The 21,286-nt window shown below is 47.1% G+C and carries 15 protein-coding genes; 8 read left to right on the top strand and 7 right to left on the bottom strand.

Annotation, left to right across the window (positions count from 1 at the left end):
- Positions 1 to 107: 107 nt before the first annotated feature.
- Positions 108 to 1,676 (bottom strand): methyl-accepting chemotaxis protein, encoded by a 1,569-nt coding sequence (locus Q4Q52_RS06935; protein WP_311990180.1) that lies wholly within the window; start codon positions 1,674 to 1,676, stop codon positions 108 to 110.
- A 419-nt stretch (positions 1,677 to 2,095) separates the two neighbouring features.
- Here Q4Q52_RS06935 and Q4Q52_RS06940 point away from each other — a divergent pair, with 419 nt between their 5' ends.
- Positions 2,096 to 2,818, top strand: coding sequence for a YebC/PmpR family DNA-binding transcriptional regulator (locus tag Q4Q52_RS06940; RefSeq protein WP_006085103.1), 723 nt, complete (start codon positions 2,096 to 2,098; stop codon positions 2,816 to 2,818).
- 63 nt (positions 2,819 to 2,881) lie between these two features.
- Here the strand turns inward: Q4Q52_RS06940 and Q4Q52_RS06945 are convergent, their stop codons facing one another.
- A complete protein-coding gene (locus tag Q4Q52_RS06945; RefSeq protein WP_311990181.1) occupies positions 2,882 to 4,558 on the bottom strand; it encodes a carotenoid oxygenase family protein in 1,677 nt (558 codons plus the stop codon).
- Positions 4,559 to 4,572: 14 nt separating this feature from the next.
- Positions 4,573 to 5,067, bottom strand: coding sequence for a DUF2141 domain-containing protein (locus tag Q4Q52_RS06950; RefSeq protein ID WP_311990182.1), 495 nt, complete (start codon positions 5,065 to 5,067; stop codon positions 4,573 to 4,575).
- Between the two features lie 183 nt (positions 5,068 to 5,250).
- Here Q4Q52_RS06950 and Q4Q52_RS06955 point away from each other — a divergent pair, with 183 nt between their 5' ends.
- Together Q4Q52_RS06955 and Q4Q52_RS06960 are read left to right on the top strand one after the other, a co-directional pair.
- Positions 5,251 to 6,414 (top strand): histidine kinase, encoded by a 1,164-nt coding sequence (locus tag Q4Q52_RS06955; RefSeq protein ID WP_311990183.1) that lies wholly within the window; start codon positions 5,251 to 5,253, stop codon positions 6,412 to 6,414.
- Between the two features lie 29 nt (positions 6,415 to 6,443).
- The gene (locus Q4Q52_RS06960; protein WP_311990184.1) at positions 6,444 to 7,094 is read left to right on the top strand and encodes a response regulator transcription factor; all 651 of its coding nucleotides are present in this window, start codon (positions 6,444 to 6,446) and stop codon (positions 7,092 to 7,094) included.
- Between the two features lie 93 nt (positions 7,095 to 7,187).
- Here Q4Q52_RS06960 and hpf read toward each other — a convergent pair whose 3' ends face one another.
- The 4 genes from hpf to Q4Q52_RS06980 form a co-directional block, all read right to left on the bottom strand.
- The gene (hpf, locus tag Q4Q52_RS06965; RefSeq protein WP_006080817.1) at positions 7,188 to 7,544 is read right to left on the bottom strand and encodes a ribosome hibernation-promoting factor, HPF/YfiA family; all 357 of its coding nucleotides are present in this window, start codon (positions 7,542 to 7,544) and stop codon (positions 7,188 to 7,190) included.
- A 248-nt stretch (positions 7,545 to 7,792) separates the two neighbouring features.
- The gene (locus Q4Q52_RS06970; RefSeq protein WP_259482008.1) at positions 7,793 to 9,361 is read right to left on the bottom strand and encodes a methyl-accepting chemotaxis protein; all 1,569 of its coding nucleotides are present in this window, start codon (positions 9,359 to 9,361) and stop codon (positions 7,793 to 7,795) included.
- A gap of 353 nt (positions 9,362 to 9,714) precedes the next feature.
- Complete coding sequence (locus Q4Q52_RS06975; RefSeq protein WP_311990185.1) at positions 9,715 to 14,037, bottom strand: alpha-1,6-glucosidase domain-containing protein; 4,323 nt, start codon at positions 14,035 to 14,037, stop codon at positions 9,715 to 9,717.
- Between the two features lie 105 nt (positions 14,038 to 14,142).
- Positions 14,143 to 17,109 carry a TonB-dependent receptor gene (locus Q4Q52_RS06980; protein WP_311990186.1) on the bottom strand — a complete coding sequence of 989 codons (2,967 nt, stop codon included), beginning with the start codon at positions 17,107 to 17,109 and terminating at the stop codon, positions 14,143 to 14,145.
- A gap of 479 nt (positions 17,110 to 17,588) precedes the next feature.
- On the opposite strand from Q4Q52_RS06980, the gene Q4Q52_RS06985 reads away from it, so the two are divergent.
- The 5 genes from Q4Q52_RS06985 (at position 17,589) to Q4Q52_RS07005 (ending at position 21,200) form a co-directional block, all read left to right on the top strand.
- Complete coding sequence (locus Q4Q52_RS06985) at positions 17,589 to 17,972, top strand: DUF3649 domain-containing protein (protein ID WP_006085094.1); 384 nt, start codon at positions 17,589 to 17,591, stop codon at positions 17,970 to 17,972.
- A 1-nt stretch (position 17,973) separates the two neighbouring features.
- A complete protein-coding gene (locus tag Q4Q52_RS06990) occupies positions 17,974 to 19,671 on the top strand; it encodes a PepSY-associated TM helix domain-containing protein (protein WP_311990187.1) in 1,698 nt (565 codons plus the stop codon).
- A complete protein-coding gene (locus Q4Q52_RS06995; RefSeq protein ID WP_311990188.1) occupies positions 19,668 to 20,018 on the top strand; it encodes a DUF3325 domain-containing protein in 351 nt (116 codons plus the stop codon). Before Q4Q52_RS06990 ends, Q4Q52_RS06995 begins: the two co-directional genes overlap by 4 nt.
- An 86-nt stretch (positions 20,019 to 20,104) precedes the next feature.
- Positions 20,105 to 20,542, top strand: coding sequence for an OsmC family protein (locus tag Q4Q52_RS07000; protein ID WP_259527046.1), 438 nt, complete (start codon positions 20,105 to 20,107; stop codon positions 20,540 to 20,542).
- 229 nt (positions 20,543 to 20,771) lie between these two features.
- A complete protein-coding gene (locus tag Q4Q52_RS07005) occupies positions 20,772 to 21,200 on the top strand; it encodes a hypothetical protein (RefSeq protein WP_311990189.1) in 429 nt (142 codons plus the stop codon).
- Positions 21,201 to 21,286 lie beyond the last annotated feature (86 nt).

The following is a 21,286-nucleotide window of genomic DNA, read 5'->3' on the forward strand; positions in this document are numbered from 1 at the left end:
CTATTATGTTAATCAATTACCCACCACGGATCACAAGTACAACACATGACAAGGTGCGTTTTTATGCATTTTTTAGAGTAAATAACCTAAATTTGATTATCTATTATTTACTTAGCCTTAAATCCCACCCTAAATCCGCCCCAATGTTTACCATTCACAAAAATGGGCACAGACAAGTCATGCATCACTTCGCCCGTATCCCGTTTGTAGGTTTGCAGTAATACAGGCTCAGTATGAGCGCCGCAGCGGATCCCTGTCGGATCATTAAACAGGCGTTTGGTTCGATTATGCACCATATCGACTTCGACCTTGCCCGTCAGCGCTTGGCTAAAGCGTTTATTATGGGTCGGAAAATAACCTTTTTTATCAACGGCTCCCGCATAAATAATTTCGCTGTGTTTTGCCAGAATGGGTTCTTGAATCGTTGGAAAATGCTGATCGGTATAACGATCGAAAGCTGTGCTGTATTTCTGTGGCTGAGTATTGGCAATCGGTTGATATTTAGGATTAAACAAATCCGCCTCGCTAAAACTGCCACTGGCTAAACCTTGTGCCAACTTGTCACCACAGGCTTTAGCGGCCACATTGGCCAATTGCAAAACCTGTTGATCGAAGGTTTGTGTATCCCATTTAGACAGCGCTTTAAAAATGCCCTCGGTGGTCAAGGATAGAGTAAAGGCCTGCTCAGATACGCTATGACTCTGTTTACCCGTCGAATTTAACGAATCACGGATTTGAGTCACAGAGCGGCTAATGTCGTTAGTGGTGTTGTTATATTGCTTGAGCGAATCTTCCATATCACCTAACGCATGGGCCGATTGAGTCACAGAGGCCGAAATCTCAGTGAAATGCGCGTCTAACTCGCCCATAGCCGCGACCACATCGGCGGTTTGCGTTACGACCCTTTCCATCAGCCCAGAGGTTTTATCGGTTTCGCTGCGGATTTCTAATAACATCTTGCCGATATCTTGGGTCGCACCTGCGGTTTTACCCGCAAGGCTGCGTACTTCGTCTGCGACGACCGCAAAACCTCGGCCCTGCTCTCCCGCACGAGCCGCTTCGATGGCCGCATTTAACGCCAACAGATTCGTTTGTTCGGCAACGGAGTTAATCACTTCGGTGATTTTTTGGATTTCTTCGGCTCGCGACTTAAGCGCCTGTACTTGCTCGGCGGCGGTATCAATATCCGTACTCAGCGAGCGAATAGCCGTCACACCTTTTTGGGCTTGGCTACGCCCCTGCACGCTAACGCGCTCAGCCTCTTGTGCCTGACCTAAAATATCGGCGGCATTATCGCCAAGTTGAGCCGTGGTATGACTCAATTGCCCCGCGGCAACGGCAATAGCGCTGGCATGCTCGCCATTTGATTCAATGGATTTATTCAGTAAATCAATAAAATGCGACACTTCAGCCGAACCGATAGCAATTTTACTGGTTTGCACACTGATATCATGGGCGGGAAGGCTTTGATCTTTTAATGCCTTAGCATTTGCCTCATCGGTGTCGAGCTTAGCCTTAGTTGCGCGCAAACACACCCACACCACTAAGCCAGAGGTGATTGCACCCAAGATCAGCGCCTGCACAATGCTCGGAAGATGCAGCCCCGCAAGTAATAAACTCCCTAGAGTGACCAGCGTGAAACTGATAAAAATTAAAACTTTGTGCTGTATTTCCATATACTTCCCGTAACTGCGCAAGGTAAAAATGAAAGGGAAATGCTAAGAGTCGAATCATTCGCCCTCGTTCAGCTGCAATCAATTACAGCTGACTAAGAAGGGCTAACTATGATAGCGCTCAAGATTTATAGTTTTAGTCTATTTCTCTGAATAAGCTAGATAATTTATCTCGCTAGATAAACAAAGTAGCAATTAACTATCATCAACAGTCTCACGTGTGTATGGCATTAGACATTAGTATTAATCTCGTGTGATTTAGTCTTAGTCCATTATCAAGATAACCTCGCATGAAAAAGCTAACTTTGCCCTGAAATGCGTGCCCCGTCGCCTTCTCGGTAATAAATCCCACATGGACGACTGCACTTATGCCAAGAAAACTGCTAATATCGGCGCAATTTTTTTGAGCTAACGAGATCAAGATGGGCAGAGCATATCAAAACAAGAAAGAATCCATGGCGAAAACAGCCGGTCAAAAAACCCGCATTTATTCACGCTACGGTAAAGAGATTTACGTTGTCGCTAAACAAGGCGGCGTTGAGCCCGATGGAAACTTATCACTGCGTCGCTTAATTGAACGCGCTAAGAAAGACCAAGTGCCTGCGCATGTTATTGAACGCGCAATTGAAAAAGCCAAAGGCGGCGGTGGTGAAGATTACGATACCGCCCGTTACGAAGGTTTTGGTCCTGGCAACTGCATGGTCATTGTTGACTGCCTAACCGATAACGTAAAGCGTACCTTCACCGAAGTGCGTCAAGCCTTCGTGAAAAACGATGCCAAACTCGGCGGCCCAGGCACTGTTGGCCACATGTTTGATCATCAAGCCGTATTCGTGTTTGCGGGCGATGACGAAGATGCAATTTTAGAGCTGCTGATGATGGCTGACGTTGATGTGAGCGATGTAGAGCTGGAAGATGGCTTAATCACAGTTTATGCGCCGCACACTGAGTACTTTAAGGTCAAAACTGCACTGACCGAAGCAATGCCAGAAGTTAACTTCGAATTCGATAACATTACCTTCGTACCGCAGGACATGACTAAGGTTGAAGGTGAAGATGTTGCCATGTTTGAAAAGTTTATCGCCGCTTTAGAAGATTGTGATGACGTACAAAACGTCTATCACAATGCGGAAATTGAAGACTAAGCACCGCTTTCGCCTGAAATAAAACGCAGCCCTTGGCTGCGTTTTTTGTTTATAGGTCATATATTAAGCGTTAATGAAACAACCGTGAAATCCTAACGGCAATACCCTGTCCATCTGAGCCGAAGCGATGGGGCCCGCACTGATGTCACTGGCACGAAACAAAGACAAACCAGACAGTGCATTGTGGTAATCGAGCCAAGTCATCAACAAATAGGCTTCATGCTGCTCAGTGGCGGGGATATAGAGCGGCTCTTCGGCAATCTTGCCTTTGCCAAGATAAAACGCGCTATAGCTCGCGTCGCCAAGTGTATCCACACCGTGCTTGCTGCTGTCTTTTGCATTATGAATACAATACAGAGTATTACTCAGTCCTGATTCAGATTCAGATTCAGATTCGGCTTCATAGTTAAAGTTAGAACCAGAACTAGCAGCAGAATCTGATCTTGCTCCAACGCCAAATAACGGGACAAATTCCGAAGCCACGCCCGTTTTCTCTGCAAGCTTTTCGGCATTGCTCGTTTGCTGTGCAGACTCTTTGTTACTCATAGTGTGCTGCGCAAACTGGGGAAACTCCATCATCACGCCGCTGCGGTTAATTCGTGCAGAGGAAGATAATGTCCCCGCAAACTGCTTTTTGCTAGCTGCTGTTAGTGGTGCTGTGAGCGGTACTGTAATTGTCACTAACTCGGCATGGGGTGTTTTTGTTTTACGGGCGCCCGTCAGTAACCCTTTCATCCCTTGAGTTAACATCGCCGAATTAGGATAGAGGCAAAGCTGGACTGACAGTTCGCCATTCTTCTCAATGGCTTGACCAAAGTGAAACACAAATCCAGCAGGCAGCGAGTGTAACTGGCGCGCTTTAAAGTCGGCTTTGTCGATAACCAGTAATTGCGATGGCAATTCTGGGCGCCATTTAAAAGCATCGATATAGGTTTCGCCCTCTTCATACACGCAAGATGAAATATAAAACACTAGCTTATTCTCACTCTGCGCAAAGGCATGTAAATAACTCGCCTGCGGTAATTCAATCACTTCCATTCTGGCAATGCTGTCATCGGCTGCGACTTGGTAGAGGAGCAATAGTTTCTCGCCGCCGACATACCAGACGCCAAAATTCCACAATCCACCTTGTCCATCATCGAGTGGATGGGCGGAAAAGGGTAAACCCTTAAACTTGTCGCCAAAGCTTTTAACGCCGAGCGTGGTTAAGGTCTGCGCATCAAGTCGATAGGGTGAACCCGCTTCCCACAAGGCAAGCAACTCGCCGTGGCGCGGTAATAAACTGGTGTTAGCCACATTCAAGTCATCGTTATTGCGAATGGGTAAAGCATTGGGGATCACTGTGCCTGCGGTGGTGTACTTAAATGCGCCAGCGGCTTCTTCCACTTTAAACTTCTTTGTTTGGATAAACTTAGCCTGATGCTGAATTTGCCCATTAGCCACACTAAACTGCTGCACCATGCCATCGCCATCGAACCAATGCTGATATGCCTTACCTGCCCGAGACATTTTTGCAGGCCCATTTCGGTATAGATTGCCGCTCAATTGCGCTGGCCACTCGCCCGAAACCTGCATAGTGAGCGGCAGATAGTCGCCTTCCGCCCCGTTAAAACCGATAGCCCATGGCTCACGGGCGACCGCTTGTGCGTTATCCAGCGCCAGTAATTTATCCACTGAACTTGCCCAAACAGCAGTCGTCATTAGGGCGGCTGAGCCTGCTAGAAATTGACGTCTATCCATGGTGCTGCGCTCCCTTAGCGAATATGTATCGTGATTTGCGCATCGGCCTGCAAACTAAAGCTGGCGTCTTTAAAGCTCGCAGGTCCAAAACTGCCGGCGTTATTGCTAAAACCATAGCCTTCACTCGGCACTCCTAACATATTGGTATCTAAGCTGTGGTTGCCGTTTTCATCATGAAAGACCTTGACCGCATATTGACCATCGGCGAGATCGCTAAATACCAGCCTATGCTCTGTCTTAGTGACGGGCTTTATCATAGATGCGCTAGGATTGTGGCCTGCGGCGTAATCCTCGGCATTAGCGTAAAGCTCCACCATCAAGGCGCCAGTTTGTACTTGAATATTATCGATATCCACAGTCAGGGTATGTGTCTGGCTGCCTTTGGACATGGAGCCTGCCGACAAGAGCAAGCAAGCTAAGCCTGCGCCCCAAATCGCTGATAACGTCCTTTTGGTCATATTTGCTCGGCGAATCTGAGTTGTTGTCATCGTTAAGTTCACGTGTTTCATGTCTTACTCCTGTTATTTGCGCTGATAAGTAACTGCGATTGAGTTAGCTTAAAAAATCACAGGACTAAAAACAGGTGCCAAAAGTCATGAAACAAGAATTTAACAAGATGACTTTTGGCATAGTGACATCTGGCGCTGATACCTTAGAATGGTCGGCAGAATTGGATTAAGGAATCGTCATTCGTGCTAGAAAATCGATTAGCGAAAGAAGAAAACATGTTGATTGCCGCTGGAGTGCTCACTTGGGCATTAGTGGCTTGGGTTGGGATAAACCAAGCCGCATTGCATACATGGCAAGGCATGCTCAATGCCACGCTTTATGGGCTGTATTTAGTGGCATTTATACTGATCGCTACCGATAAAGTGGCGCATAACAATATGCGGTTTCGTCGCCTTGCCACACTAGCAATGCCGCTTATCGTGCTGAACTTATTACTCACGGCAAACCATGCATTGCTGCCGATCCTCTTCGTTATTTGGGCGTCACTCTTGCCTGAGTTTTTCAATCGCCGCCAAGCTATTTCACAGTTGCTGCTAGCCAACCTTGTTTATTACGCGCTGCTGCAATGGCATTGGCATGAGCAAAGCAATGTGTTCAATATTTTGATCTATCTTGGCTTTCAACTCTTTGCCTACAGCAGCAGCCAAGCAAGGCTTTCCGAGCGTAAATCACGTTTGATACAAGAACAGCTAAACCAACAGCTTATCGCCACTCGCGCCCTACTTAGCCAAGCCAGCGAACAGCAAGAAAGATTAAGGATCTCCCGCGATTTACACGATATTCTCGGCCACCAGCTCACAGCACTCTCTCTGCAATTAGAAGTACTGAGCCATAAAGCGCCCGAAGGCCTCAAACCTCAAGTTAACCAAAGTAAATCCTTAGCCAAAGAGCTACTTGAAAGTATTCGCGCCGTCGTCAGGGCTCAAAGAGTGCAAGTGGGATTGGATTTAGTCCCACCTTTAGAGGCGCTGATGACCCGCTTACCCAGCGTCACTCTCACCTGCAAGGCGATGAAACCACTGCAATCAGCCGAACTGACTCAAGCCCTGCTGTTAGTCCTGCAAGAAGGCATCAGCAACGCCGTGCGCCACGGCAAGGCGAATCAACTGCAACTGAGCATGGAAGACTCCCACTGCGCACTGGTATTGCAACTGAGCGACAACGGCGTGGGGCTAACACGGGTAGCCGCGCGAAACGCATCAGCTAAAAGCGGTACAGGACTTTATGGCACAGGGCTTAGCGGCATGCAGGAAAGACTACAGCCCTTTAATGGCAAGGTGCAGCTAAGGGCGAATGACTCGGCGCCCGGCTGCCAACTCACCCTCACCCTCCCAGCACTCGCTTAACTTTTTATTGAAAACTCTTTGGAATCGCTATGGATACGCAAAACAACATCATCAGTGTCGGCTTAGTAGAAGATCAACAATTGGTTCGCCAAGGCATCGCTAGCCTGCTCGCCATTTCCGACAACATTCGCGTGGTGTGGCAGGCCGAAGACGGCCAAGATGCACTCAGCCAACTCGCCAATAATCCTGTCGATGTGCTGCTCAGTGATATTCGCATGCCAAATCTTGATGGCATCGCCATGCTCAAACAGATACGTCAAAGTGCCAATCGCTTACCTGTCATCATGTTAACCACCTTCGACGACAGTGAGTTATTCCTCAATAGTTTGCAGGCGGGAGCCAACGGCTTTTTACTCAAGGACGTGTCACTCGATAAGTTACTGCACGCCATCGAAACCGTCGCCAAAGGCGGCTACTTGATTGAGCCTTCGGTACTCAAACAGATGAGTGAGCCTAAACCTGCACCTAGCGTTGGGGTAACTAGAAATGAATTATTGTCGGAACGGGAGCGGGAAATTCTCAGTTTTATGGCGGGCGGCTTCTCCAACAAAGAAATCGCCAATGCGGTATTTTTAGCGGAGGGCACAGTAAAGAATCATGTCTCTAACTTACTCACTAAACTCGATTGCCGAGACCGCACCCAAGCTGTACTCAAGGGCTTACAACTGGCGTTGATTTAACCCATTAGCATTCTGGAAAAAATCATAGCCAACAAAAAGGGCCAGTTAAGGCCCTTTTTGTGCTCACCTAAGGCGGTGAGTAATGATTAAAACCTAACGAAGCTCCATCTCTTGGATAATTTCATGGGCAATGGCTGGCGTTGTGCAGCTCGGGGTTTCATGTAAATCTGCTTTTAATTGACCTTTACGGTGCTTAAGTGCTGCATCTAATTTTTTCGATGCGGCCTTGATAGCTGGGTACATCACCTCATCGGTACCCGAAGCGGAAATGCGGCTGCCTTCATAATTGGTTCGAATTTCAACCTGATACTCGCCATGCTCTTTCGCAATAATGATATCCAGTGCGATCAGAGAGGGAAAATGAGTGGCGATCTTAGCAAATTTCTCGTTAACATCTTCTCTAATAGAATCAGTAACATCGACGTGGTGACCAGAAATATTTATTTTCATAGGTTGTCCCTTTTAATGTCATTACTTTTATTTTTGCTTCACTAATAGAGCTTGGGGCATGCAGGATAAAACACAAGGGGAATTGGCAAATATTTCGATCAACTCAGGTATTAGCATCTCCTAAATGTGACCGCCATCAAGAAGTTGAAAATAAAACCGCCAGAAAAATGCGATTAAGTGATTGATTTATAAACAGGCATTAATAATAAATCAATCACAAAATCCAATACGACATAAGGTAAATACGCTTAATATTTACGTTGCACGCTCTGCTGCCAAAACTGCTGGGACAGATGATGCGTCTTGGTCGATAAACGCGACACTTGATCGCCCCGCGCCGCCGCATCGAGCGTCTGCTCTAAACTCTGTTGAGCCAAATCGCTGATCACATGGATAGCACGGCTAATTTCAGCGGCCACAGAAGTCTGCTGGGTCATCGCAGCGGCATTATCATCACTTAAGGAGTTAATCCTTGATATAGATGAAAGCAACTCGCCAAAAGCAACACTGGCTTCCTGCGCTAAGCCGACCGAACGTTTAACCTGCTCTTGTCCCGCCATCATAGTCGAAGTCGCCCTTTGAGTACTTTCCCTAAAGCGGCTAACAATTAATTCGATTTGCGAGGTGGATTGGCTAGTACGACTCGATAATTGTCTGACTTCATCGGCCACCACGGCAAAACCGCGGCCACTGTCCCCTGCCCGCGCCGCTTCAATTGCCGCATTTAAAGCTAACAGATTGGTTTGATCGGCAATGGCACGTATCACCTCAAGCACTTGGTGAATTGCACGGCTATCTTCTTCAATCGTTTGAACCACATCGGAAAAGTGACTCACTTGCACACTCAACTGATGAATCGCCTCTATCACTGTTTCTAAACGTGAATGACCGCGTTGAGCCGCCTCGTGGCTCGACACCATTTCAGAGGCGGTGCGGTGAATATTGCCCGTCACTTCGGCAAAACTGGCGCTCATCTGCTCCATCGCTGTTGCAGCCTGCGTCGTTTGCTCACTCTGGCTATCGGCGTGCTCCCAAGTGTTGGTAATGGTTTGTTTAAGATTGACACTTTGAGATTGGATTTCACTGGCAGAATCCGCCATGCGGCCGACAACGCCACCAATTTCGGTGATCAAAAAGCGCAGAGCAAGATCCAATTTTCCAATCTCATCTTGGCGGCCGGTATACACGCCCGTCGCCACAGGATCGTCAATAATATTAGTCGCCATCGACACGAGTTTTTGCAGCGGCTGCATCAGGAAATACCATGCTAGGCACGCTATCGTCATCCCCGCAATTGCAGCACTAATGGGAGAATAACTGGCAATCATTGTCGTAGTCATAATCGAAATCAGCATGGCCAGCAGTATCTTACCACTGAAACCTAGCCTATCTTTGCGCAATGCTTTAGGTTGCTTGCCCTGATTTATATCGCTGTAAATACGCTCGGCTGCTTTAATCTGCTCTGGAGTGGCTTGGCGGCGAACAGATTGATATTCGTGAATTTTACCGTCTTCATAAACAGGGGCGACATAGGCATTTACCCAGTAATAACCGCCATTTTTAGTGCGATTTTTAACGATCCCCATCCAAGGTTTACCCTGCTTAATTCGCTCCCAAAGGATCTTAAACGCAGCTGCGGGCATGTCTTGATGACGCACTATGTTATGGGGATTGCCTTGCAACTCAGCAGCACTAAACTCGCTAATCTGCGAAAAAGTCTGATTCACATATTTGATGTTTCCCTTCAAATCCGTCGTGGAGAGTAAAATCGCATTATCTGACAGGTGTGTCTCACCATTCTTAGAGTTTTTATGCATAGGGTTATCAGGTTAGGTCTAGGTAAAAAAGATAACGAGCATTCTGCCAAAACGTCAGAACATCAAAATTGATAAAGCTCACATTGGCAGCATAAAAATTAACCTAAAGCTAAACAAGCGGTAACCGCTAGACACACCCAAACAAACAAAAAACAAACAATTGTGACAAGGCTAGCAAGTCAGAAAATCCATATCTTGTTTCGCTCACAGTTTTAAGCCTTGCCTCCGTATCGGTTAAATATCTGTACCTCTCCCGCTCAGGGGAATAAAAAAACCACCTTAAGTTCGCACTTAAGGTGGTTTTAAATTCACAGCGAATCCATGGTGAGTTAATCGCGGCTCGCTGCGTTAGCCTAATTAACTTGAGTCACAGTTAAGGTTGGCGATTTAGGATCTGGACCTGTCACAGTAAAGCGATAAGTTGCATCCACTGGCGCATTAAAATGCATATTTGCCCCCTTTGAAGCCAAGACTTTTAACCCATCAAGCGTCACAGCCTCATCCCCCACCACAGCACCAAAATCGACACTAGACCAATCTGATGAAGCAATTTTGAACTCGTTATCACCTGCGATTAACGCGATATCGACACTGTAAACCGAAGCGCCTTGATAGGCTAACGTGTCCACTGTGCCCCAGCCATTCATGCCGCCACGAATGTAAACCGTGTTCGCACCAAACATCGCCGTTTTATACACGCTGAGTTTAGGTTCATTACGATTTGACGCATCAAACACAAAGCTGTAGGTATCATCGCTGTCGAAGGTGATGCTCATATTGCCGCCTTTGACCGCCAGCAATTTCTCTTGATTGAGCACGACGACACCATCGGCCTCACCGGTACCATAATCTACGGTAGACCAATCACTGGACGCGAGTTTAAAGCCTTTAGTACCTGCCGTGATGGCGAGATCAACGCGATATATCCCACCGCCCATATACTTGACTTCGTTATCAGTCCCCCAACCATTCATATCACCACGCAGATACACTGGCGTTCCTACAAATGGCTCTTCGTTATAAACGCTTAATACGGGATGGTCCTTATCCGATGCATCAAGGGAGAACACATAGGTTGCCGTTATCCCCGCGGAAAAATGCAGATTTCCGCCCTTCGCTGCTAGCGCTTCGGCCACGCCTTCATCAACTTGCGCGACATCAGCACTTATGGCACCAAAATCAACGGTATTCCAATCTACCGAGGCAATTTTGAAATCATAGTCACCGGCATTCAGTTTGATGGCAATACGGTATTCACCAGCGCCGACGTAGGCGAATTTATCAACCTCACCCCAGCTATTCATGCCGCCACGGACAAATACATCGGTACTGCCATAGGGCACAACATCGGGTGCACCAACTGTAGCGTTTGCCGAGAGACCCACGCCCTGCGCACCGCTTTGTTTTTTCACAAATACAGCCGTGCTGTAGGCCGGAACCGTAAATGTGCCTTCATTCGCACCCTCACTAAAGCTTGCACCGCGGATTTTGGCATCAACAGAGTTTGCTTGTACTTCGTGTAAGCTAAAGCCTGCTGCAGTTGGCACTGTGTGAGACTGCTCCGTTGCGCTGCCGTTGATCATCACGACGATGGCATCGACTGCCGGGTCGAGATCGCTAAGACCAACGCCGTCGTCCAGACTCATTACGATGACACCCTGTTGCTGACGCTTACCGACGTTATGGAATCCCACACGCTCAATAATGGTCTGCTCATCGGTCAAGCGGAATAATGGGCTCTGATGGCGTATACGTAAAAACTCGTTAAATACCCCCGAAGCCAATTCGATATCCGACATGGAAGCCGCCGCATTTGGGTTAGCAGAAATACCCGCAATCTGCGTCCATTTGCTGCTGTTATCCTGCGCGAGTGGTAAACCTACATTCCAGTTATTGGTGTTGTAGGTAAAGTCGACATAGTTAAACCAGTCACCCGAGTCATAGCTGTTTCTGTCCATCGATTTTGAGCGCAGTAAATCACCGCCCATTTGCAGGAACGGCACCCCTTGGCTCAAGAGTGGAATACTGGCGGCCATGTTTTGGACTCGCACACGATTTTCAATACTCAAACCAATGGCATGTTTATATTGCAGGATATCCCACAGGGTTTCGTTATCGTGCTTAGAAACATAGTTAATACTGTCGGCAGGATCGAGAGCGTAAGCACTCGGTTGTGAGTTCCAGCTAAAGCTACTGCCCTTAGCCGAATTGCCATTAAAGTCTTTTAGTACATAGTTTTGTAAGTTACCCGCCAATGATAAGCGTAAGGTATCTTGATCCCGCAGGTAGTCATCCTTTGACTCAGTCGCAAACAATGCGCCACCACGCACCGCCTCGCGTATTCTGTCATTAAAGGTGCCCACTTCGGAGCCTGCCATATTGGCTTGGGTTGCCTGTTCGAATAAACGATTATCGGCAACTTCACCAAAGTTCCATCCTTCACCGTAGAAGTAAGTGTCTGGATCGACGGCCTGAACAGCGGTTCTCGCATCGAGAATACCTTGCTTAGGCATGTGCCCCATCACATCAAAACGGAAGCCGTCATAGCCATATTCTTTGGCAAGCAAGACTAAAGAATCAGTGACGAGTTTGCCCATCATTCGATGTTCAGTGGCGGTATTTTCACAACAGGTTGACTGTTCCATCGCGCCAGATACAGGGTCATATCTGTGGTAATAACCAGGAACGACCTTATCAAGCACAGCGTTAGCATTCACGCCAGAAGCGCTCGTGTGGTTATACACAACATCCAATACGACTCTGAGACCAATATTATGCAAGGCTTGGTTCATTTCGCGCAGTTCAAGCACTCGCTCCGTACCCTCAGCCACTGTGGCATAACTGCCTTCAGGTGCAAAAAAATGCTGCGGATCGTAACCCCAGTTAAAGCCATCTAAACCACGCATAGCATCCACTAATGCCTGCGCATCACTTGAGCCGGGTAAGCTATTCGCCAGAATATTCTCTATAGTTGCTGACTTGTTTTGGGTTTTACAGGCATCGGCCGCATCATTGATTTTGCTGCATAACTTGGCCAATGTGTCGGTCATTTCGATGCGTTCACTGGCATTTTCATTGACTGTTGCCATATCGGTGGCGGGCAACACATGGAAGTGCGTTAAGCCATTATCAACCAGCTTTTTAAGATGTTCGACTGGCGCAGAGCCTTGCTCGGTAAAGGCCAAATATTTACCACGGTGGGCGGCACTGGTGCTCTGATCTCGAATACTAAAGTCTCGAATATGCCCCTCATAGATCACCGCATCTTCTGGGTGAGCAATCGCAGCAACGGTTTGGTTATCCCAGCCGTCAGGTTTAAGGTCTGCATCGTCCAAATTAATAAACTGGCTAAAACGGCCGTTACTCGACACATTCAAAGAATAAGGGTCAGTGCTTTCTAACGACTCAAGTTTTTTAGTCGTTGGATGGTACACACTGAGCGCATAACGATAATAGAGGCGATTAAGGCTAGCATCACCGCGATAGGACCAGATACCAGTGAGGCTATCTAAGGTCATATTCTCAGTGCTTTTAAGTGTTTTATTGGCATCATAGACTTTCAGTTTTACGTCTTGGGCAGTCGGTGCCCACACAGAAGCAATAATGTTCGCCCCATCGTAAACCACACCGAGCGTAGCCTCATCAGCATCTTGGTCACCCTGTGTGTAAAGATCATCAAGCACCTTGGCCGCTTGCACATAGGTTGCGCCAACAGGTTTGTCATCGGCATCGTAAGCGACTAATACTAATTGATCTTTTGCAATGGCTTTGGCTTCATCCGCAGTAAAATTAGCAGTATAAGCAGGCCAATCTGCCAGCACTGGCGATAACGCTTTTTGTGCATCGCTTAAGGTCGCGGGCGTTAAGGTCACTTGAGTGCCACTGATCACATTATTATCATCGGCGGCGATATCAGCCTTAGCTGAATAATGCAATTTCACACTTGTCACCCCCTGTGGATCTTGATTCCACACAAAGGTATTGCGATCTAACCAGTGGGCACTCATACCTGAAATAGAGAAACCTGTCTCTAGAATCGGATACTCATACACATCCGACTCACCGTGAATGGTGAAATTCACGCGAACATACGTCGCATCGTCCTGTACCAGGGACATGGTTAAGTTGTTTTTACCTAAGGCTTTACCCGCATCATCCGTACCGGCATGCACAATAAAGTTGCCGCAGGCACCATAACCTTCCTTCAGATTAAGGATCCAATAGGCGCCATAATTAGGGTCAATACCATCGAAGGGATGGCCGTTGCTCCAGTCGCTGGTATCAAAAGGAGCGGCATAGGCATCACACTTTTCATCGTTCCAAGTATGTAATTTGTACTTAGGATATTCAGCGTTACTCGCAGTATTGTTTTTATCTTTAATGCGATTGTAGTAAAGCACTGCTTGATTGGCTTGCGGGAATACGCTTGGCGCGGGTAACGAGGGATCTAAACCGTTTATACAACTCTCGTTTTTAGGATCAGGGAATTTAGGCGCCTTACAACTGATAGGCGTAGGTGCAACGCAGCTTGTGCCCGTCGCATCGGGCACCATAGGCACATCGCAAGTTAATAGTACTTTACCCGGTTCAGATGAATCACTGCCGCCACAGGCCGAGAGTAAGCTCATACTCAGGGCTAAAGCCGATAGTTTAATAAGATTAGAGATACTCAACATGAGTGGTTTCTCCCAATTTGCGAATAAGGCGCCGTGATACTAAGTGGCGCAGCATGTAATGGATTTAGGCTCTGTGCGTCTAAGCACACTAACTGATGCAATGGATTACAGGGCATAGGTGAACCCCAAGAAAAATTCGCGGCCAAAGTACTGTAGGGTGCCGGTTTTCTGCTCGGTGCCGAAGTAACTCTTAGTCGGTTCATCTGTGAGGTTATTGACTTGGAACAGTACGTTTAAACCGTCCGTTACTTGGTAGGAGGCTTGATAGTCCATCACGGTTTCGGAATCGAAGTTCACCACTTGATCGTTAATCGCCACCTGTTCAGAGACAAAAGCATCACGGTAACGAGCGCTGATACGGGTTTCAAAGCCCTCATAGCCATAAAACAAGGTTGCACTGAACACATTATTCGATAACCCAGGTAAAGATTGAGTAGCACTATCACCGCCTAGGCTAGTAATGGACTGCACCTCACTCTCGGTATAAGAATAACTGGCGTTAAAACCTAAACCGGAAAATAAATCGGGCAAGGAAGCAAACACTTGGGTATAAGCCAACTCTAAACCGCGAATGTATCCACCCTCAGCATTATTCATTGCAGTAGTGTAAGTGCCATTACTTGTTGAGGTTTGCACCCCAGTAACAGGATCGACGATGTAATCCGGCACGTTGAAGCCATTCCCCTTAAAATCGAAATTGGTGATAGCCACAGTATCAATAAAAGAATCAATATTTTTGTAGAATAGCGCCGCGACAAAGGCGCCTTCATCAAAGTATTTCTCGTAGGAAATATCATATTGATCCGCATAGAAAGGTTTTAAATAAGGGTTATTAGTACTGGAACCATTGATGACCCCATCGCTATTAGCCGTTGCGCTCGCATCTCCCGCCAAGCGGTTAATGGGCGGACGCGACATTACTTTAGCGGCAGCTAAACGGATTTGAGAATCTTCAGTGATCTTAAAACTAAGGTTAAGGGACGGTAGATAATCAACATAATCTATCCCTTTGATTTTAGGTGCATAGTAGTTATTTACTATGCCTAAATCATCGACAATGTACTGAGCGCCAAGCTCTGGATGTGCACCGACATTCTCTAAGACAGTTGCGGATTGGTCTGTTTCAACACGGCGTAAACCGAGATTTCCTGTGACTGGAATACCACCAATCTCGGTATCAAAATTAACCATGGCATAAGCCGCAAACACCTTTTCGAACACCTCCCCACTTTGCAATACGGTCCAAGAATAGTTAGTGGTATAGCCCTTAGCATCGAGTACACCATCGGCATTTCCCCAAGTTTGTACTGGTTGTGGGATACCTTCAGGGAACCAAGCCGCTAGCGCAGCGTCGAGATCAATGGCGAGATAAGAGGGGAAATAACTGAACTCACCCTGCCAATCGACGACCGAGGCCATATCAGACGTCAGCTTGAGTGGTGGCTCAGCGCTAGAGAAAGCGCCATCATTGCCATATTCAAATACCGAGCGGCGATTGGAGTAATTGCGATCAGAGTAACGTACACCAAACTCTACTGAGCTGATGTAATCATTCTCAAGGTCATATTTAAAATCAAGGCGATAAGCCTTTACCGCATCTTCATTCTCATAGGGATAGATGCCGTACTTACTCACCATCACCCGATCCAGATCGGTGAAAGCATCGGCTTGATTAAAGCCCACATCGGGCAGATTAAGCCCGTTAAGTTGATAACTAATCGAGACATTATCATCGAAAACTGGGGTGTCAGCATTAGCATCGACAGCAACGTTCGCCCATAACAGGCCATTCCTAAAGTTACTTTTGGCTGAGGAATAGGAAATATCGGCGGCGACATTCAGTCTGTCTGTCACTTGCCAGTCAGCATTTAAACCAAAGCTATTCACTTCATCAAAATCTTGGTTATCGTCGTTTACAGTCTCAACTCGGGTGTAGCTCTTTGAGGTGCGATTAAAGGTTCCGCCAATAACAGAATTGCCATCGAGTACAGGATTGGCAATCGCAGCGCCTGAGCCACCAAACTTAACCCTGAATCCTCGGGCAAACGATTCGCTATCGAAACGCGATAAAAATGCATCGGCCTTGAGCTTAAAATTATCCCTAGGTGCCCACTCAATCGCGCCCATATAACCGTTACGAATTTCAACGCCACCAAGGTGTTGTAGCTCAAAACCCTCGCTGATGTACTCATTCGCAGGGGCATCAATAGGACCGTTGGTATCATTAGCCAGTCCATCAACGTCTTTGCTGTCATTATAAGCCAAACCGATAAATTGGGTCGCAACACTGGGTTGTTTTAGACGGGCATAACCTAACGCCACGCCTAAGGTATCGTCGAAGAACTTACCCTGATAAGACATACTCAATCTGTGGCCATACTCGTCAGCACCATACACTTCACTGGCTCTGTCGTTGTACATACCACGGGCATTAACTAGAAAACTATGGTCTTTATCGGATTGCAGTGGGCTGACTGTTTGCAGTTCAACTGTACCTGCAACACCCCCTTCAATGAGTGAGGCTTTAGGGGATTTATACACAGCGGCGGATGAAATCAGTTCAGACGGGTATTGATCGAACTCGATACTGCGAGTACCACTCGTCGATACCTGTTCACGGCCATTTAAGGTTGAAAAAACAAAACCGCCAGACATACCGCGAATGTTAATTTCCGCCGCTTGTCCACCGGTACGTACCGCTGAAATACCGGGTAAGCGGGTCAGCGCATCCGCCATTGATACATCGGGTAAGGCGCCAAGATCATCTGCCGATAATTGCTCTGAAACTGTGTCGCCGTAACGCTTAGCATCGAGGGAATCAATCAGACTTTTGCTGTAACCTTTAACCTCAATACGTTCGATATTTGCCGCTTCATCGCTGGCTTTTTTGTTGGTTTCGACACTCTTGGTATTCGTGTTGGTATCGTTTTTTATATTGTCGTCTTGAGCTTGTTTGGCCTCCTGTTGAGTTGGCGTAGTCTCTGCTGCAAAGGCTAACTGCGGTGTATACACCACACTAAAGCCTGCTGTCGCGAGAGCCATGGTCAAGACGCTGAGTTTACAATGACGCATTTGGCATTCCCCTATGTCATAACGACTTGTTTTAACCCGATGTTCTATTCACCACATCAATCCAAGAAACATAGGGCAATCAAAGTGTCATACTAACGGTGTAGCGTTTTTCGCCTCAATGGGATGCATACGTATTCATAACTTATCATTCACAATATATTAACCATAAATTTTTAGCCTTTGATTTAAAAGATTTATATTCAAAGCTAAAAAAATACAAAAACACAACCTAGTAACAATCTGCACCTCCGTTAGTCCAAGATCACATATTTACATTCGAATCTAAATGATATCGTTTATCATTTGAATTAACTAAGTTATACTTCTCGCGGTTAGCTATCCCCTGTTAATAGAAATGCATTCACCGTTAAGCCGAGTCTTCTGCCGTTAAACCAGAAAGCTCAAGCACACTTTGCAGAATTAACCGTAACGGATAGCCATAACGGACCCATATTGGCTCGAAATGAGAAGTGGCACTTATGTCTAATACACCCGCGTTTGAAACGTCAACGCAATCATCTGCAGTGCAAACGCGCTCTTTCTCACTGATTTCACGGGGGATTGTGCAAATTGCGCGATGGTTTAAGCAAGAGCAATCGCAGTTTGCCTTCAAAGTCTTTGCCCGCGCGAGCGCCGCACTGCTGGCGGGTTATATTGCGGCGGCCACCTTGGCTTGCCTGCTGACAGTCGTGCTACCAATGCCCCGCTTCGAAAGCACAATAACGGCCAATATGTTGGCTTTTCTGTTTTATGCCATCGCCATTATTTACGCTTTTTGTGTACGTAAAACCTGGCATGCATGGCGAGATCTAGGCCTAGTGAGTTTGTTATGTTTTGGTTTGCTTCAGGTGTGTGGACAGTAAGATGAAAGAAACATTTTTTAGAACCTTATCTTGGCTACATACTTGGGCAGGTTTGCTCGTGTGTTGGGTGTTATTGTTGATCTTTTTTGCGGGTAGCTTGAGCTATTTCCGCCATGAGATCAGCCTTTGGAACGAACCCGAATTACACCAAGGGGTTTATCAAAACTATCAAGCCGATACGCTCGCAAACCAGCTGGATAAAGGCCAAGATTATATCGCAGCGCATTCGCCCGAATCGGCGCAGCGCTGGATGATAGGTTTTCCGACCGAACGTAAACCCTTTCAAAGTGTTAGCTGGCAACTACCGCCAGAAAAAGGTCAACGTCGCGGCAAGACTGAAGAACATGTCGCCCTCGCCGATGGCAGCGGCATGATCTCAGAAGTGCGCGCAAGTCGCGGCGGCGATTTCTTCTATCGTCTGCATTTTGACTTGCATTATATGTCCGCAATTACGGCTCGATATATCGTCGGCATTTGTACTATGTTTATGCTGATCGCCCTTATCAGCGGCATAGTGATCCACAAGCGGATCTTCAAGGATATGTTCAGCTTTAGACGCGACAAGGGCGCCCGCTCTTGGTTAGATGCGCACAATGTGAGCTCTGTCATCGCCCTGCCCTACCATCTGATGATCACTTATACCGGGCTTATCACCCTGATGTTGATCTATATTCCGTGGACGGTGGATACCGCCTATTCGGGTGACAACCAAGCCTTTTTAAAAGAACTTAATCCCGCCAGACAAACCGAGAAAGCTACGGGGATTAGCGCGCCACAGGTGCAACTGAGTCAATTACTGCCGCAAGTACAAGCCGCTTGGGGCGATGCGCCAATTAAGCAAGTGATAGTGTCATACCCTAAAGATCAAAATAGCCAAGTGACCTTTTACCAAAACACAGGTAAAGATGTGACCGATGAGGCCAACATTTTGATATTTAACGGGGTCAATGGTGAGCTTAAGTATGCCAGCCCGCATGAAGCCTCGGGGGCGTCAGTCACCTACGACACTATGATGTCGCTACACACGGCGCGTTTTGCCGCCCCATTATTACGCATATTATTCTTTTTCTGCGGCTTATTAGGTTGCGCTATGGTCGCTACAGGCACTTTGATGTGGGCCATTCGCCTACGTCAAAAACAACAGAAAGCCATAGATAAAGGCGAGAAACCAAGCTTGGGATTACGTCTCGTCGAAGGGTTAAACTTCATGTTTATCTTAGGATTACCCTTAGGCGCTGTGAGCTTCTTTTACGCAAACCGTCTGCTATCGACAAGTTTTGCAGGCCGCTCCGAATGGGAAGTTCACAGCTTCTTTATCGCGTTAGCGGCAATGGGAGTGTGGGCTTTCTTTGGCCGTTCACGTCGCCAGTGGCAAACGGCATTGATAATCACAGGCAGTTTGTGCTGTGCACTGCCCGTGCTCAATGCCTTCACATCGCCGAGCAATCTCATCGATAACATCCAATCCCATCAATGGCCTTTAGTCGGATTTGACGTGCTCGCCATTCTACTTGGCGGCGCTATGCTATTTGCCAGCAAAAGATTAACTTTAATTGCTAAAGCCCCAGCCAAGCGCCCAGCAAGACCCGCATTCAATGCACCGAATACCAAGGCGAATAAAGCACGCCGCAGCGAGCCACAAACATCCCTAGCCAACGAACTTACCTCGCCGTCTTCATTGGAGGAAGCCAAATCATGATGCCAGAATTTATCCCTGTACTTGGGATCTTAGGCTTAAGTTATCTCTCACTGGCCCTATTCGCCTTAGCTAAGTTTGGGCATTTTAAGGATGTGTTTAACCGTCCACCAGCACAATGGCAGAGCCATTTGCTCACCTTGTTTGCTTGGTTATTACTGGCATTTAGCTTAAGTGCCTGCGCGAGCGATCAAGGCTGGACCTACGGTAGCATTTTGTTTATGGGGATCATTTCCTTGGCAGCAATGCTGGTCATACTGACGTTAAGCTACAGTCCACGCCATTTACCGATTGGTATCGTCGCTGGCAGCGTACTCACTAGCAGTCTATTACTGAGCGCTGGGCTATAACTTCCTGCCGCACTGGGCCACAGGTCATGGCTAAGTGCGCACCGCTAGGCTATAGTGCCCTGATGTCCTTCAGATAGGAGAAAATAATGGGCTTTAACTTAACGGTTAACTGGCAAACCTCGCCCGCCGAAGAAGGCGAATTTTGTCGAGACCACAGTATTACCTTTGGCAGCGGCCAGACGATTCAAGCCTCGTCGGCACCGGAATATAAAGGCAATGGGCAGAATATAAACCCAGAGGAAAGCCTGCTAGCGGCGTTATCCTCATGCCATATGTTAACCTTTCTCGCAATAACACATCTTAAGCGCTTACCTGTGACGTCCTATGTGGACAATGCCACTGCAGAGCTGGGTAAAAACGAAGCGGGCAAGTTGGCCGTCACTAAGATGGTGCTGAATCCTAAGGTCATGTTTGCCGAAGGGGTTGAAGTCAGCCAAGAAACCCTTGAGAAAATTCACGAAAAAGCACATGTAAATTGCTTTATCGCCAATAGTTTAGCGACAGATATTCACATCAAGTTTTAAGATTTGTGCTGATGTCTACGGCCCGCTAATGGTTTCCTAAGCGGGCTTTTTTATTGCCGCACCGCAGCTCAATAACAGTTTAACTCATTACCATCACCGAATCACCGTCGCCGCCCCCACACAGAGTCTTACCATCCGCATCCCCGAAACCTTTTCCATGATTCAGCTCATGTCCAGCTTTTAAACCGTACGATTGGTATAACTTAGTGCCAACTGTTGGAGTTAAAAGATGCACATTCAACCACTGCGATATTCCCCGTCTGTCAGCCCACAAAAAAATGTCTCCAACGCTGAATTTGCACAGGTTAACAATGCCACTCAAACCAGCACACCAGTCTCAACGGATACAGTAACGCTTTCTCGCGATGCAAAACAATTGGCGGCGAATGCGAAAAAACCAGCTGAAATGCCAGCACTGAGGGATAACATAGAAACCTTAGTCGAATTGAAACACGCGAAGATGAAATACCAAGTGATCGCCGATATGACCAATATAGCAACAGGAACAAGCCAAGGGATTTCGGCGCCAACGGCCTATTACCTAAGCCATAACGAAGACGCAAGAGCGATGACAGTTAATCACATTGCCCAACAACAGCAAGTGAACACTATGCAGATTTACGCAGAAACGAGTAAGAATATTAATGAATGGGCATAAAAATGGGTGTTGTCTCGGGAACTAAGAGACAACACCCTAACTTTGTACGCGACTATGCTAACTGAGATACCTTAAATTTTAGTTAA

Source organism: Shewanella sp. SP1S2-4, from assembly GCF_031932075.1.
Classification (GTDB): Bacteria; Pseudomonadota; Gammaproteobacteria; order Enterobacterales; family Shewanellaceae; genus Shewanella; species Shewanella baltica.